General features: G+C 34.8%; 9 protein-coding genes. 2 read left to right on the top strand and 7 right to left on the bottom strand.

The features are described from left to right. Positions 1 to 4 precede the first annotated feature (4 nt). Positions 5 to 1,408: an efflux transporter outer membrane subunit gene (locus B0M43_RS19485; protein WP_078007828.1), complete on the top strand. Its 1,404-nt coding sequence runs from the start codon at positions 5 to 7 to the stop codon at positions 1,406 to 1,408. Positions 1,409 to 1,623: 215 nt separating this feature from the next. Beyond that, positions 1,624 to 2,106, top strand: coding sequence for a hypothetical protein (locus tag B0M43_RS19480; RefSeq protein WP_078008023.1), 483 nt, complete (start codon positions 1,624 to 1,626; stop codon positions 2,104 to 2,106). A 167-nt stretch (positions 2,107 to 2,273) separates the two neighbouring features. On the opposite strand, the gene B0M43_RS19475 is transcribed toward B0M43_RS19480, so the two are convergent. The 7 genes from B0M43_RS19475 to B0M43_RS19445 form a co-directional block, all read right to left on the bottom strand. Further along, entirely contained in the window at positions 2,274 to 5,087 is a 2,814-nt protein-coding gene (locus tag B0M43_RS19475) for a pitrilysin family protein (RefSeq protein ID WP_078007827.1), read from the bottom strand. A gap of 11 nt (positions 5,088 to 5,098) precedes the next feature. Further along, entirely contained in the window at positions 5,099 to 7,360 is a 2,262-nt protein-coding gene (locus tag B0M43_RS19470) for a Gldg family protein (RefSeq protein ID WP_078007826.1), read from the bottom strand. Between the two features lie 11 nt (positions 7,361 to 7,371). Beyond that, positions 7,372 to 8,319, bottom strand: coding sequence for an ABC transporter ATP-binding protein (locus B0M43_RS19465; protein ID WP_078007825.1), 948 nt, complete (start codon positions 8,317 to 8,319; stop codon positions 7,372 to 7,374). A gap of 62 nt (positions 8,320 to 8,381) precedes the next feature. Then, positions 8,382 to 9,752, bottom strand: coding sequence for a RagB/SusD family nutrient uptake outer membrane protein (locus B0M43_RS19460; protein ID WP_078007824.1), 1,371 nt, complete (start codon positions 9,750 to 9,752; stop codon positions 8,382 to 8,384). A gap of 12 nt (positions 9,753 to 9,764) precedes the next feature. After that, positions 9,765 to 13,085: a TonB-dependent receptor gene (locus B0M43_RS19455; protein ID WP_168199964.1), complete on the bottom strand. Its 3,321-nt coding sequence runs from the start codon at positions 13,083 to 13,085 to the stop codon at positions 9,765 to 9,767. A gap of 228 nt (positions 13,086 to 13,313) precedes the next feature. Continuing rightward, on the bottom strand, positions 13,314 to 14,354 hold the full coding sequence (locus tag B0M43_RS19450; protein WP_078007822.1) for a FecR family protein: 1,041 nt from the start codon (positions 14,352 to 14,354) through the stop codon (positions 13,314 to 13,316). A gap of 227 nt (positions 14,355 to 14,581) precedes the next feature. Beyond that, positions 14,582 to 15,169, bottom strand: coding sequence for an RNA polymerase sigma factor (locus tag B0M43_RS19445; protein WP_078007821.1), 588 nt, complete (start codon positions 15,167 to 15,169; stop codon positions 14,582 to 14,584). Between the last annotated feature and the right edge of the window lie 222 nt (positions 15,170 to 15,391).

Genomic DNA, 15,391 nt, shown 5'->3' with positions numbered 1-15,391 from the left:
AAAAATGACTCACAGTTCAAATAAATATATTCTTATGGTAATCGCAGCAGCACTTTTAAGTGCCTGCGTTACCCAAAAATACGAACGCCCCAAAACATTATCGACAGATAATTTATACAGAGATCAGGCTTCTGCCGATTCGACTACGATTGCTAATATGCCTTGGCAAACGGTTTTTAAAGATCAAAAACTAAATGCGTTAATTCAAAAGGGATTAGATCAAAATCTAAACCTAAAAAATGCCATCGAAAATATCGTTCAGGCGCGCGCAACATTACGTCAGACCAAATTAGCTTATTATCCAACTTTGGATTTTGATGCTAATGCAACGCGTAACAAGCAGTCTAAAGCAGCTCTGAATTTTCCGGCAGGAATTAATATCAATACATTAACGACGACTTATAAAATGGGTTTTAGTACGTCTTGGGAAGCTGATATTTGGGGTAAACTAAGCAGTTCTAAAAGAGCCGCTTTAGCAACTTATCTTTCTACAGATGCGGCAAAACAAGCGGTACAGACACAATTAATTTCTGATATTGCTAATAATTATTTTTTATTATTATCGTATGATAAACAATTAGAAATTACCAAATCAACATTAGAAAGCCGTATTAAAAACGTTGAAGTTATAAAAGCTTTAAAAGAAGGAGCAATTGTTACAGGTGCATCTGTAGTACAAAGTGAGGCCAACCAACATGCAGCCGAAGTGTTGATTCCCGATTTGAAAAGAAGTATTCGTGAAACTGAAAATGCATTGAATATTTTGTTAGGTCAGGCTTCAGGACCAATAGAGAGAGGAACTTTAGGAGATCAGGTAATTCCTGAAAAGATAGCAATAGGGTTACCTGCTCAATTGCTGGAAAATCGTCCGGATGTTCGTCAGGCTGAGTTTGATTTCAGAACCGCTTTTGAGACTACAAACATGGCTAAAACTTATTTTTATCCAAGTTTAACGCTTACGGCAAGTGGAGGGTTATCGACCTTGCAATTGAAGAATTTCTTTGATCAGTCTATCTTTTATTCTATAATTGGAGGATTGACACAGCCTATTTTTAATCAGGGACTTAATAAAGCAAGATTAACAAACGCACAATCAAGACAAGTTCAGGCTTTTAATAATTTTCAGCAAAGTCTTTTAGTAGCGGGTCAGGAAGTTTCGAATGCTTTGTATGCTTATGAAATGGCTGTTGAGAAAGAAGATTCAAGAGAAAAACAAATTGAAGCTTTAGAAAAAGCAGTTGATTTTACACAACAGCTTTTAGAATACAGCTCTGCAACTAATTATACTGATGTATTAACCTCAGAACAAAATCTTTTAGCTGCTCAGTTGAGCGGGGTAAATGATAATTTGCAAAAATTACAAGCTGTAGTTGATTTGTACCGTGCTTTGGGTGGTGGATGGAAATAGAATTATCCAAAAATCATTCTTATGATGATTGTGACCAATTAAAATATGATAAACGAAACGTCTCAAATTTTTGAGGCGTTTTTTTATGGATTTTGTCGGTTGTGAGTTGCTATTCGTCGATTAGTATGTTGTTTTTGTATAATAGAAGAACAAAAGCAAATAAATGGCACTACTTTAGCATTGTATTAAATACATTAATACTAAATATCACAAAAATGAAAAAAATAGTAATTGCACTAATGCTTCTGATGAGTGTTTTTGCCCACGCGCAAGTTTCGATCAATGTAAATATTGGTACACCTCCAAGCTGGGGTCCGGAAGGTTATGACGACAGTAGATATTATTATCTGCCGGATATCGATACCTATTACGATGTTAGTCAAAAGCAGTTTATTTATGATAATAACGGCAGATGGGTAAGACAAAGCAGACTACCTTCAGCCTACAGACAATATGATCTTTACGGAGGATATAAAGTAGTTTTGAATGATTACAGAGGAGATGCTCCTTATACTTATCATAAAAAACACAGAGCTGAATATCCAAAAGGGTATCACGGAAAGCCTCAAAAAAACAGAGGAAATAAACCGGATAAGGCTTATAAACAGAATAATAAGTATAAAAATAAAAACGATCATCCAGGTAAGTCCAAAGGAAATTCTAAGAAAGATAAAGATCATGGACATGATCACCACTAAATAAAAAAAGGATTAAATTTCAAGAACGTCTCAGCAATGAGGCGTTTTTTTGTTTTAAAGCACTATTTCTGCATTTTCTTTTTTGCATGAAACATTTATAAACAAAAAAGGCTGTCCTGGCAAGACAACCTTTAATGACTAATAAAATAAAAATGTATTCTAAAGTTTTACTTACCTGATTTACTTTCAGGGCTCATAATAACTTCGACACTACTAGAACTATCCAAAACGTGCTTACTAAACTGCTGAATAGTTTTTTGATTAATTTTAGAAATTAAATTTTTATATTCTTCATCCTGTAAAAATGGAATCTGATTTAAACTGTTGTTATAAAGTGTGTTGTTCCAGAAAGAATTGGTTTTAAGTGATTCTTCTCTGTTTTTTAAAAGTGCTTTTTTAATGTCTTCCAAATCATTTGTATTAACCGGATTTGATTTTAAATCGTTTAATTCTTTCCATACAATCTGCATTAATTTTTCTTCTTTATCAGGATTACAGTCAAAAGTCAGGGCAAGACTAAAAGTTGGTTTCGGAATTATTTCCAGATTTCCGCCCACGTTTACGCCATAACTGCCGCCTTCTTCTTCGCGAATCGTCTGCAGGAATCGTTTTGATAATATTTCGCCGATAACATACATCGACAAAGCATTTTCTTTACTGTATTCTATCGTTCCAGTTAAGTTTAAATAAACGGTTGTTTTCGCAACTTCCATCGGACGTGTGAAATGAACTTCGGTTTTTCCTTTTTTAGGTGCAATATTATGATCGACATAATTTTCCTTTAAAGCCGGATTTGATGGAATGTTTCCAATGTATTTCTGAATCAGTTCTAAGGCCGAATCCGGAATGTTTCCAACAAAGATGAAAGTGAAATCGGCAGCGTTTTTTATGCGGTCACGATAAATATTTTCTGCTTTTTTAAGATCAATAGTTTCAAGGAATTTTTCGTTGAATATAAATGTACGCGGGTTGTAATTAGAATTGGCCAGCTCAATAGTATCCTTAAAAGTGTTTCCGTTGTCTTGTTTGATATTTTCGAGATTGTTTTTATACTGCTCTTTTAGAATACTAAAAATATTAGGATCAAAACGTGGCGCTTCAAAAGAAAGATAAAGCAATTGCAGCATGGTTTCGAAGTCGGCTTTGTTGGAGCTTCCCTGAAAACCCTGCGTATTTTCGCCAATAAAAGGGGCAGCCTGCGCTACTTTTCCGGTTAGTTTTTCTTTTAAACCTATATTATCAAAATTGCCCAAACCGGAAGATCTTGCCAATGTTGTTGCAATTTCGGCGGAAGCCAAATCCTGTGTTTTTACCAACGATTTACCGCCTTTTGAAAATGCCGAAAAGGTGATCTGATCTTTTGAATACGTTGTTGGAAGTACAATTATTTTTGCATCATTTTCCAAAATATAACCTTTTGCATCCTTAATTCCGGCTACTTCAAATGTCTTTTTGATAGCTGCAGGTTTTAATTCTTTTTCGATTAAAGGCGAATTGTTTTCTTTTTTGGTGTACGGTTCTAAAGTCATACTTTCAACCTTTTTCATCACATTAACAACAGCTTCTTTGTTTGGGAAATCATTTTTATCCTGATCAGAACCTGTCACTAAAACTACTTGATTGGTAGGTTTCTGGATCGTTTTCGCGTAAGCGTTCAATTCTTCCAAAGTGATGCTTTTAATAATACCAACAGTCAATTTATAATCATCTTCAGGAGAAAGAAATGGTTTTGCTTTCAGGAAATAATTCGTCAGTTTATCTGCCCAGCTGTCGTTGTCGACTTTATCTTTATTACTGATAAAATCATCGTATGAACTTATGAAAATCTTTTTTGTCCGGTCTAATTCGGCTTGTGCGGCACCAAAACGTTTTAAGCGTTCTGCCTCAGTATACGCGTCTTCAAAAGCCTGAATTGTTTTTCCTTTTTTGGCTAAAGCCGAAATATTAAAGGACGTATTTAATCTTGAAACTGGTTCGAAATAAGTTTTTAAGTTTAATGCCGAACCTTGGTTTTTCAGGATTAATTCTCTGAAACGATTGTTTAAAATACTGGTATAAAAAGAGTTCATCACATTTTTGCGCGTCACGATGCTGTCTTTTAGTAAAGGCTCATCAAGAACATACTGAAGTGTAATAGAAGTAGAAGAAGCTTCTTTGTCTGATGCCGTTCCAAAATACAATTCATCATGTTTTGGAATCTCTGTATAAGTTCTGGCAGCGGCTTTTTTAGCCAAAGGTATACCTGAAAATATGGTTTTTACTTTTTGCTCCATTGCTTTTACATCGATATCTCCCACAATAATTACGGCCTGTAAATCTGGTCTGTACCATTTTTTATAGTAATTGCGCAATTCAGGATATTTGAAGTTATTGATGATATTTAAATCACCAATAACATCTCTTTTACTGTATTTTGAACCCTTGTATAAAACAGGATCTGTCTGCATTTTTAAACGAAAACCGCTTGTTCTTCGGGTTCTCCATTCTTCCCTGATTACACCTCTTTCTGCATCAATTTCAGTATCTGTTAAAGAAAGAGAGCCAGACCAGTCGTGCAAAACCCAAAGAGTAGAATCGATGAGTTTTTGGTTCGAAACCGGAACACCGCTAATATTGTAAACAGTTTCATCCTGAGCGGTATAAGCGTTGATGTCTTTACCAAAACTTACACCGTTTTTTTCCAGCATTTTAATAATTCCTTTTCCTTTAAAATGTTCCGTTCCGTTGAAAGCCATATGTTCCAGAAAGTGCGCCAATCCGTTTTGATTGTCGTCTTCGAGTATAGCGCCAACGTTTTGAACAAAGTAAAAACTAGCTCTGTCTTTTGGCTCTTCGTTGTGCAGGACATAATACGTTAATCCGTTTTTTAGTTTGCCGGTTGTCACATTATTATCCAGCGGAATGTTCGTTTTGAATTGAGCAAACGCACCCTGAAGAGAGAGCGCTAAAATGCCTATGATGATATTTTTTTTAGTATACATTTTGATGATTTTTATCTTCTGTTTCTTCTAATTAATATAAAAGCGGCGCTTAATACGATCAATAAAGGAAATAACCCAATAAATACAATTTTATTGATGAAAACCTGATTGGCATTTATTGTTATTTTTTTATCTGTATTTTCCGGACGAGAGGTATCGATTGGAAATTCGTAATTGCTAAACCAGCTAAAAATATCAGTCATAAACTGAAATGTTCCTGAACCACCCCGGCTTAACTCTGCATTACCCATAAAATCAGCATCTCCGGCAACAATTATTTTTTGAAATTTTCCGTTAATGTTTCTTGTTAGTGCAACAACCAGAGGAATCCCCGTTACAGAAGGCTGTTTCTTCAACTCTTCGGAAACGGAAGTAATTCCCATTTGAGATTCCCATGCAGGCTGATTATTGGTTTTTAAAAGTGGCGTAACTTTAAATCCGGCCTCTTTCGTGATCTTGATTCCGCTGCTTCCTAAAAGCGGAATTGGATTATCGTTTTTGGTTTCACTAAACTTAATAAGATCTGTATTTTTTTGAAGATCGGTTACTAAATAATCCGGAGAGTTGGTTTCGCTTTCCTGAACCAGCGTTTGTTTGGTATAACTTACTCCTAATTTATCTGTTATGGCAGCTAAAGCCGAATTGGTATCAGGTTCAGCCAAAAGCATTACATTTTTTCCCTCGTCGATATATTTGGTAATACGGTCAATTGCACCCTGACTCAATTGTGTTTTTGGATCGGCAATAATTAAAATACCAGTTTGTTCCGGAATATTCTGCGCATTAATATCTACAGAAGAAACATCAAATCCCTGATTGATTAAAGAATATCGAAATGAAATTTCATTAAATCCGGTTTTGTAATTTTTATCTCCAGTTTTGTCTACGCTTCGTTCCATGTTTCCTGTTGCTAGAACAATTTTAGGTGCAGGAACTACCAATCGTTTTAAAGCTGCCGAAATTTCTTTTTCAGACGGAGCTTTAAACAAGTCGTCATACATTCGTAAAAACGTCTTTTTTCCGTTGTATTCAACTGTTCTGACTACTCGGTTTTGTTCCGGTTTCAGATCAATGATTTTTTTAATTTCTTCAGGAGAGTATAATTTTTTAAACTTTAATTTCTGAGTTTCAATCATTTTATCCGCAAGCTGTTTGTCATTCAGTCCTGGGTTTTGTGCATATAAAGCTTCATTGTTTGATGTGTCGTAATAATACACGTATTCCATTTCCATTTGAGGCAAAAAACGAGTGTAGTTTTCAAAACTCGAAATGTCCTGGTTTTGAGAGTACGGCATAACCGTAAAATAATTGATATCTAATAAGTTTACATAAGTGGTAAGTTTGATAGGACCTTCTATTTTTTTAACAATGTCTAAACTCGTTTTGGTTAGTGTTCTGTTTTTATTGCGGGTCATATCGTGATACAATGTCAATGGAGGTCTTGAAGTAATGTAACCCAGAACCAAAACAAAACTTATTAGTAGTGCATATTTTAAAACTCTTTTAGAAACGGGTTGTGCATCTCTTCCGGTTTGTAATTTGTAAATGCTTAAGCCAATAAAAAGACTGCTTACCAATATAAAATACAATACATCTTTACTAATAATAAGACCTTCAAGCATTTCATTGGCACGACCTGCAATCGAGAGAAAATAGGTAACATCTTTTACATATTCGACATCCTGCCATAATTTACCAATAAAATTTAGTCCGGCTAAAACTACCAATGTACTAATGGCTGCAACAACCTGATATGAGGTCAGGCAAGACATAAAAAGACCAATTGCAGCATAGGTACAAACAAGTAAATACAAACCAATAAGGCCTGAAACAGCAAATTTTAGATCTAAATTATCAACAGAAAAATACGCAATTGTAACTTGTAGTCCCAATATAGCAACAAACAAAAGACAGTAAGCGGCAATGGCCAAATATTTGCCTAATACAATTTCTTTGATTTTAATAGGAGATGAAAGTAAAAGTTTGATAGAACCACTGTTGATTTCGCGGCTTACTAAACCCATTGTTAAAAGCGGAACATATAAATACAAGTAATTCTGCATTTCAGTATATAATCCACTGAAACCTGAAAAAAATATTTGTGATAGGTTACTCATTCCTTCTCCCATTTTTTGAGATCTTTCAAACCTTTCCAGAGAGTCAAAGAATTTCCAGCTTGACTGGATTGAAAATATGACTAAAACGACCCAGGCAACTGGCGAATAAAACATCGTGTTGAGTTCTGTTTTAGCGATTCTGTATATTGTTTTCATTTGTTTGTTTTTTAAGAAAGAATAGCGTTTTTAGAAGGGGCTTTTTTAGATAATTGAGCAAAAATTTCGTCCAGAGATACTTTTTCAAATTGAATTTCTCTCAACTTCCAGTTGTTATAAACGCTTAGCGAAATAATTTTCTCCGCAACTTCCTGGGTTCCGGTAAAGGTGATCTGTACTTTTTTTGGAGACAGAAAAATAGCAGCTGTAATTTCAGGAATATCTGTTAATGCTTCAAGAGCCGGCGGATTTTCAAAACTTGCCGTTAATTTGTCTGCTTCGATGTGATTATTAAAAGCATCAAGTGTATCCGAAAAAACCATATGTCCGTTTTCGATCATTCTGATGTCCTGACAGGTTGCCTGAACTTCAGACAGAATGTGTGAGGAGAAAATAACGGCTTTGTCTTTTGATATTTTTTTGATTAATTTTCTAACTTCCAATATTTGGTTAGGATCCAGTCCGTTCGTTGGTTCATCTAAAACGACCAGTTTAGGTTCGTGAATAATAGCCTGAGCAATACCTACACGTTGTCTGTAACCTCCGGATAAGTTTCGGATTAATCGGTTGCTGAAATGTGCAATACCGCATTGTTCTTTGGCTTTCTCTAAAGCATATTTTAAATCTTCTTTTTTTACATGTCTTAGTTCTGCACAATGAATCAAATATTCATTTACCGTTAAATCCAAATGTAGTGGTGGTGTTTGTGGCAGGAAACCAATTAGTTTTTTGGCTTCGACAGGATTTTCTTTTAGATTAATTCCATCAATAAAAATGTTTCCTTTGGTTTGGTTTAAAACGCCGCAAAGAATATTCATTGTAGTTGATTTTCCGGCGCCATTTGATCCTAAAAGACCTAAAATTCGATTTGTTTTAATTTCAAAACTAATATTTTGTATTGCCCAATCCTTACTGTATTGATGTGACAAGTCCTCAACTCTTACAATTGTTGTTTCCATAGTGTTTTTTAAAAATCGCAAGAATGTTTTTTGAAGTAACATTCTTGCGTTTATTTTATTTATTAGTATCCAGAATTTTGGTTTAAGAAAGGATTAGATCGAATTGCCGGCTCCGGAATAGGATATAAGTTATCCGTAGATTTCCAGATTTTATTAGATAAAACAGAGAGTGTTTCATCTAGTTTTCCGGTTCTTTTAAGATCCAGCCAGCGATGTCCGTTTTCTGCAAAGAATTCGCGTTGTCTCTCAAGAGCAATTAAGTCTAACAATTGGTTTGGATTTGTTATCGTAGTATTGTCTAGTAAGGCTCTGTTTCGAATTGCATTAATATCCTGCTGAGCTCCCGTAATATCATTCGATTTTACTCTGGCTTCGGCACGTATTAAATAAAGTTCTGCTAATCGAAGCAGAGTAGAGCGCTCAGAAGGAGAGTCCCCAAAATCATTTTGATATTTACGAGGTGCAATCCCTAAAAACACGCCCAATCTGTCATTAATGTCAATAGTCCAGTTTGTTTTTCTGGCATCACCGGTTTCAAAAAGCGCATTGCCTTTTCTTAGTAATAAAGTACCGCCGGTTGTAAATACAGAAGATCCTTCGTAAGTATAATCAACATTAAAATACGGTATTTGAAGAATAGACTCTTTATTATCTGCAATAAAAGGACTGTTAGTGTCTGTTAATCCGGTAATTAAGCCATAAGTGCCAGTTTCATTAATTACGGCAGATGCGTGGCTTGAAGCCTCATTCCATCTTTCTAAATAAAGATTTACTCTTGCTAATAAAGCTTCTGCCGCCCATTTGGTGGCTCTGATTCTTTCCTGATCATAATTTTTATAATCTGTAGGAAGATCTTTTGATGCATCGGTTAAGTCCAGCAAAATTTGCGCATAAACAGTTTCTTGCGAAGATTGCGGTAACAATGCCGATACATCTACATCTGTAGTAAGTACCAGCGGCACATTGCCCCAAAGATTGGTCAGGTAAAAATAAGAATACGCTCTTAGAAATTTAGCTTCGGCAATCCATTGTTTGCTTTTTACGGCATTAATAGATGTGCTTTTAGTAAGCCCTTCGATTACATTGTTTGCGTTATAAATAGTTTTATATAATTCGCCCCAGTTAGCGTTTATAGTTCCGTCAGTTTCCGGAATTTCATTCGAACTGTAAATATTGGCAATACCTGTTCTTGGCACTAATTCATCAGCCGTTTCTCCTAAAACAGTATGTACTCTGTTATAAAAAAAATCGGCAACCATGCTTTGGTAGATTCCGTTTACAGCAGCCTCAGCTGTTGGCTCTGAAGCATAAACACTTTCTGATGATAATTGATTGCTGGGAAGATCAACATCAAGAGCATTATCACAGCTTGTAATTCCTAATAAAAGAAAAAACGAAAATATAGAGGTATATTTTATAGAAATATTTTTCATGATTTTTTAGATTTAAAATGTAAACTGAGTTCCCAAAGTAATTGTACGTAATGGAGGCAAAGCCAATCCCTGCGTTTCAGGATCCAGGCCTTTGTATTTAGTAAATGTTACTAAGTTTTGTCCCTGAACCGAAAGGCGAATACTCTGTAAATATTTCTTTGTTGCCTCATCTAAAGGAATCTGGTAAGAAGCGCTTACATTTTTAAGTTTGATATACGATGCATCTACAATAGAAGCATTTGATCCTAAATAATTGAAAAAACTATTTTGAAAACCTGAACTTAAAACATTTCCTTGTGCGATATAATCATTGTACTCGTCTACCTGAAAATTCGCTGTTGAATAAGGATAACCCGGCTGAGCACCAGTAGAAGACAGTAAAGTCGTACCATCTTGTTTTACGAATTGAAACAAAAAGTCAAGTGTAAAAGCTCTATAACTTATTGTATTCGAGATTCCCCCGTAATATTGAGGATAAGATGGTCCTGCATATTTTCTGTCACCTCTGCCGGTTTCAGCATATCCGGTAGAAATTCTTCCGTCTCCGTTTAGATCTTCAAACTGAGCAATTCCATTGGCATTTACACCGGTATAATTATACAAATACCTGCCGCCTAAAGGGTTTCCAACAACATATTGCGAGTAATAGCTGGTGAATTCTATACCAGGAAATGATACTAACTTATTTGAATTGGTCGAAATATTAAAGGACGTTGACCAGTTGAAGTTTTTAGTATGAATATTGGTCGTAGCAAGAGTAAATTCCCAACCTTGATTTTCAACTTTTGCAGGTAAGTTTGCCGTATAAGTTGTAAAGCCTGCCTGCGCACTAAGTGTATAATTTACCAATTGATTACTAGAAGTATTTTTATAATAAGCAGCAGTAAAAGAGATACGGTCATTAAGGAAACTTAAATCAAGAGCAGCTTCAAATTTCTTTGTTAATCCCCATTTGATGTTAGGATTTGCAATTCTGGCCGCCGCCATAGAAGCATTTCCGTCACCATAATTACGAGTGTCAAAAGTTTCAGCATATTGATAATCTCCAATTTCGTCACTTCCTATTTCTCCATAACTCGAACGCAGTTTTCCAAAACTCAGCCAGCTAAGGCTATTTAAGAATTTTTCCTGAGTAAATACCCATGCAGCACCCACAGAACCAAAGTTTCCAAAACGATTATTAGCTCCAAAACGGGATGAACCATCTCTTCTAAAGTTAATGTTCAGAATGTATTTATTGTCAATATTATAGTTAAGTCTGCTGAAAAGAGAAATGTATTTATATTCTGCGCTTCCGTTATTAGCGGTTATGTTTTCTGCAGTTCCAAGATTTCCAATTAAATTGTCTGAACTATATCCGCTTGAACTAACGTAAGATGGCATTTCTGATTTTCTGTTCTGCCATGAACCTCCTACAAGAGCCGTAAGATTTCCTTTCCATAATTCAGTTGTATAATTCAGCTGAGGCTCTACAGTAAAATTATTGGTATTGTTTGTCGAAACAGTATACGATCTTTGAAAGTTCATATCCATGCCATTGGCTTCGGCATAAACATGATTACTTGCAGATGCCGGCATGAATTGTTTGGTCTGCATTTGAGCTCTTCCGTATCCAAGATCTGTTTTAAAAGAAAACCCTTTTGCAATCTCATACTGAAGACTTAAACTTGTAATTAAGTTCGTTCCTTTATCGTCTACTCTTTTCTCTAAAGCAGCAAGCGGATTAATATCGCTAAAATAATCCGGAGACCAGTAATAGCTGCCATCTGCATTGTACAACGGACGGTTAGGAGCTGTACCTACTGCATAAGTTGTGATATCAAAAAAGGGCAGTTTATTGTTGTCTGTTGCAAAAATTACAGAAGCTCCAACTTTTAATTTATTATCCAGTGTACTGTGATTGATATTAAAGTTGGTAGAAAATTTGTCATAACTAAAATCTCCCGGTACAACAGTAGTTTCTTTGTGATAAGTACCACTTAAAAGAAAATTTGTGGTGTCATTACCGCCTCTTAATGACGCAGAATAATTATTAAAATTAGCTGTTCCGCCTATTAATTTTTTCTGCCAGTTCGTTTGTGCATTCGGGTCCCAATCTGTAATAGCAATACCGTTGCTATCAACATCAGCAACATCACCATTATTGGTTAATGCCGTTTGCAGCATGTTTAAATACGCTGGCGTGCCTAATGTTTTTGCCATATGAGCTACTTCAGAAACTCCTGAATTGGTAGTTACAGTAAATTCTGTTTTTCCTGATTTTCCTTTTTTGGTCGTGATTAATACCACGCCATTCGCTCCCCTTGAACCGTAAATTGCCGTAGCATCTGCATCTTTTAAGATCTCAATGCTTTCTATATCATTTGGGTTGATGATATTAAGAGGACTGGTCGATTTTTGAGCACCTCTAATAACGTTTTGATCCTGAACCTGTTCTTTAATGTCATCTCCAATATAGGGAACCCCATCAACAATATAAAGAGGTAAATTGTTTCCGGCAATAAAATTTCTTCCACGAATACTGATATTCATGTCAGATCCTGCATAACCGGATGTCTGGGTTACAAATACCCCCGGAGTTCTTCCTTGCAGTGTTTGTAAAATATTGGTTACCGGTTGTTTTTCGATATCTTCTGCTGTAATTTTCACTACAGATCCTGTCGAAGTTCTTTTGGTTGTGGTACCGTAACCAATTATTACAATTTCATCTAATTTAGCCAAATCGGGCTGCATTTTGATCGTGAAAGATACTTGGTTTTCAACCGTAATATCCTGTGTTTTATATCCTAAATAAGATATTCTCAGTGTATGTTTTCCTGATGGAAGCTGAACATAAAATTGTCCGTCGAAATCAGAAACACCTTGTCTGTTTCCGCCTAAAAGCGAAATAGTGACACCTGGTAAAGGCTGACCATTTTCATCAAGAATTTTTCCTGACAGCATATAATCAGCATCATCTGAATTTTCTTTTTTAGCAACACTTGTTTCTGTTTCGGCTTCAGTTTTAGACTTTTCTTTTTTATAAATGACTACATTTTTATCTACTTGTTTGTAGACCAAATTGCTGCCCTGAAGTACACTATTCAAAATATCGCTTACACTGCGGCGTCCTTTTGGAGTACTTACTTTAGGGAAATCTTTTATGATCTGTGGCTGGTAAGCAAATAGTAATCCTGTCTTATTTTCAATCGTTTTAAAAAGGGTTTTAATATCCTGATTATGAAGTTCAATATCAACAGATATCGCTTCCAGATTCTGACCGCTCATTTCATTGGCAAAGACCATGTGCGTGCCGCAGGTCAGTAAGAAAATGTGGAATAAACTGATTCGCATGATCATAATGGTTTTTTTTGACAGGTTAAAAAAAGACGTAGATGTCTTTTCCCTGTCAAACATGGTTGTTTTACAGCGTAATTTCATAAATTTGCATGTTTTTTAATGGTTACTGGAATTAATTATTAAGAATCGCGGCCATCTGGTGTAGGAGCTAGATGGCTTTTTTATTTTGGTTTTAGCTAGTTTTTATATCGTTTTTAAAAAGGTTAATACTCCGTTTTGGTTCTATTCGCAGCCTTTCCCTTCCAGGACAATGGCGTTATTTTGATTATAATGATATGTGGTTTCGATTACACTGCAGACTACTTTTAGAACATGATCTAAATCTTCTTCGTTTAAGAAACTGGCAGTAATTCTGCATTTTTTAATATTTTCATTTTCTAATACAATCGAGACTTTATATTTTTGAGAAATTAGCGCAACAGCCTCTTCCATATTGATATCATCCAGAATCAGGTAATTACTTTTCCAGGCGATTGCAGTTTCGATTTTAATATTATTTTGCTCGAAGTCCAAAGTGTTTTTGTTCACCTTTATTTGCTGGTTAGGCGTGATTATACCGTAAGTTTTTTTAACATCTCCCACTTGTACTTTACCACGTTCAACCGTAACTTCGATATTGTCAGATGTGTCGTAAGCATTGATATTAAAGGCAGTTCCTAAAACTTTTGTACTTACTTTTCCCGTATGTACTATAAATGGTTTTTTCTCATTTCTTTTTATATCAAAATAAGCTTCTCCGGATAAAGTAACTTCTCTGGTTTCTTTGTCAAAATCATTTTGGTCATAGGTAATACTGCTCTTATCGTTAAGGATAATCGTACTTCCGTCTGGTAAACGAATAAGCTGTTTTCCGTTAAATGCCAAAACCGAACTCTCTTTCTCTATATTTTCTTCTTTTGTTTTTATGGCATTGGGTACATTTTCATAAACAAAAGCAGTTCTTAAAGCAAATAAAATGGTGATCGCTGCGGCAATGGCAACCAGCGTTCTTCCAATTTTTCTATAAGATCTTTTATTATCATGAATCGAAATAACCTTAGGAGCTGATGATTGAGAAAGAATAAAATTCAGGATATCATCACTTTTTTGTTTATCCAGAATTTCAACATTCTGATTTTCCTTCATCATGGATTGAATCTTTTCTTTTATAAAATCATCATGCGTGCCTGACTGGATAATTTCCATCAGCTTTTGTTGTTCTGCCTCAGATAAATTATTCTGCAGGTAGTTTTCGAATAATTCTTCAAATACTATTTGTTGCATTTGCGTTTTGATTGTGAGTTAGTAATCGTTTATAATAGTAAACCTGGGTTGTTTTTTGTTTTTGTTTTAATGCAAGGATCTTGTTAAAATAGAAGATAAACCTATGTTAAGTAATGATCTTTATTATAAAGACGATTGAAAAATAGGGAAGGAGTAGTCGAAAGTGAAAAAAATGTAAAAAAAATGTAAAATAATATAAAAGAGCTTTTTTAGCTGTGGCCGAAAGTTTACATTTTAAAAAATAAAAAAAATGTCATGAACATATTCATGTAAGGCGAAATTTTTGTGCGAACAAATTTCAGCGCCTGAGCCATATGTTTTTTTACTGTTTCTGTAGAGATGCCCAAATCCTCACCAATTTTCTGATGACTTAAACCATCCCATTTTGCCATTTTGTAGATTTTTTGCTGTTGTGGCGGAAGCTGATCAACAATTTGATTTAAGATAATATTGTATTGATCGTCTTTTATAGCATCTTCAGTATCATTTGTCGATGTACTTTTGTAATTCGAATCAACAACTAAAGAGGTATCTCTCGCAATTTTCTTGATCATGTCAAAAATATGATTGCGGGAAATAATAAAAAGATAGTTTTCGATATTGGTAATTTCAGCCAGATTTTCGTGGTTTTGCCAGATTTTCAAAAAGACATCCTGAACCACTTCTTCGGCTAACATTCTGGATTTTGTTATTTTTAAAGCAGTAGAAAAAACAATATTTTTGTATTCATTATACAGTTTTGTAAACGCCAGTTCATTCCCTTGCGATAACTCGTAAAGGAGTTTGCTTTGGTCAGAATTAGAATTTAGAGACATTGAGATAATAATTTGTTAACTTGGACAATATTATTACTTTTTTGAATATATGCGCTATTAGCACTAAAAATATTTAGTCGAAATGTTATTTTGCTAATTATTTACTACAAATTTTGTTTATTTTGTAAAAATACATCAGTCATTTTATAAATCAACGAAACGTACTATTTTGAGTACGAAATTCTTTTAAAGCTTCTATTTTACAAGCTTTAAGAGCTTGAT

This window comes from Flavobacterium sp. KBS0721 (assembly GCF_002007065.3).
Classification (GTDB): Bacteria; Bacteroidota; Bacteroidia; order Flavobacteriales; family Flavobacteriaceae; genus Flavobacterium; species Flavobacterium piscis.
The sequence above is the reverse complement of the archived record's forward strand: the minus strand, read 5'-3'. Positions and strand labels throughout refer to the sequence as shown.